This is a genomic window from Shinella sp. M31 (genome assembly GCF_049199205.1).
GTDB lineage: Bacteria > Pseudomonadota > Alphaproteobacteria > Rhizobiales > Rhizobiaceae > Shinella.
Map to the genome: position 1 here is coordinate 1 of NZ_JBLZPH010000070.1, position 1,551 is coordinate 1,551.

The 1,551-nt window shown below is 62.4% G+C and carries 1 protein-coding gene and 1 pseudogene; both read left to right on the forward strand.

From position 1 onward, the window contains the following. A partial coding sequence (atpG, locus tag ACOZKU_RS10610; RefSeq protein ID WP_421578838.1) for an ATP synthase F1 subunit gamma occupies nt 1–587 on the forward strand: 587 nt, incomplete at its 5' end. A gap of 26 nt (nt 588–613) precedes the next feature. Next, nucleotides 614–1,551: pseudogene (locus ACOZKU_RS10615) on the forward strand (F0F1 ATP synthase subunit beta); the annotation flags it as partial.

Genomic DNA, 1,551 nt, shown 5'->3' on the forward strand with positions numbered 1-1,551 from the left:
CCCGTCTGGCGCGTGACCACACCCGTAAGCTTCTGGCCAGCGGCAAGACGGTCAAGATCGTCTGCGTGGGCAAGAAGGGCTTCGATATCCTGCGCCGCGAATTCGCCTCGCTGATCGTCGACCGCGTCGATCTGCGCGAAGTCAAGCGCATTGGCTTTGCGAATGCAGACCAGATCGGCCGCAAGGTCATCGGTCTCTTCGAACAGGGCGAATTCGACGTCTGCACGCTGTTTTATTCCGAGTTCAAGTCGGTTATCTCGCAGATCCCGACCGCGCTCCAGCTCATCCCGGCGTCCGCTCCGGCGGCCGTTGCCGAGACGACGGGTGCGACCGCGATCTACGACTACGAGCCGGATGCCGGCGCCATCCTCGGCGACCTCATTCCGCGCAACATTTCGGTGCAGATCTTCCGGGCCCTGCTCGAGAATGTCGCCGGTGAAATGGGCGCCAAGATGAGTGCCATGGACAATGCGACCCGCAATGCTGGTGAAATGATCAACAAACTGACGCTGAACTACAACCGTCAGCGCCAGGCTCAGATCACCAAGGAACTCATCGAAATCATCTCGGGCGCTGAAGCGCTCTAAGGACCAGGACAAAGAGGGTAAGACACATGGCTAAGGCAGCTACCCCCAAGGAAACCGTAGCGGAAAAGAAGCCCGCTGCTCGTAAGCCGGCAGCGAAGGCCGCTGTTGCAACGAACGCTGCCGCTCCGGCTGCTTTTGTCGCGACCGGTCGCGTGACGCAGGTCATCGGCGCCGTCGTCGACGTTGCTTTTGACGGCGCCCTGCCGCAGATCCTGAACGCGCTGGAAACCGACAACAACGGCAACCGCCTTGTTCTCGAAGTTGCCCAGCACCTCGGCGAAAACACCGTTCGCACGATCGCCATGGACTCGACCGAAGGTCTCGTCCGCGGTCAGCCGGTTGCCGACACGGGCGCCCCGATCACCGTTCCGGTCGGTCCGGAAACGCTCGGCCGCATCATGAACGTCATCGGCGAGCCGGTTGACGAAGCCGGTCCGCTCGTCACCTCCGGCAAGCGCGCCATCCACCAGGAAGCTCCGGCCTACGTCGAGCAGTCCACGGAAGCGCAGATCCTCGTCACCGGCATCAAGGTCGTCGACCTTCTCGCGCCTTACGCAAAGGGCGGCAAGATCGGCCTGTTCGGCGGCGCCGGCGTCGGCAAGACCGTTCTCATCATGGAACTCATCAACAACGTCGCCAAGGCGCACGGTGGTTACTCGGTGTTCGCAGGCGTGGGTGAACGCACCCGCGAAGGCAACGACCTTTACCACGAAATGATCGAGTCCGGCGTTAACAAGCACGGCGGCGGCGAAGGCTCCAAGGCAGCCCTCGTTTACGGCCAGATGAACGAACCGCCGGGCGCACGCGCTCGCGTCGCTCTGACGGGTCTGACGATCGCTGAAGACTTCCGCGACAAGGGCCAGGACGTTCTGTTCTTCGTCGACAACATCTTCCGCTTCACGCAGGCAGGTTCCGAAGTGTCGGCTCTGCTCGGCCGTATCCCGTCGGCCGTGGGCTATCAGCC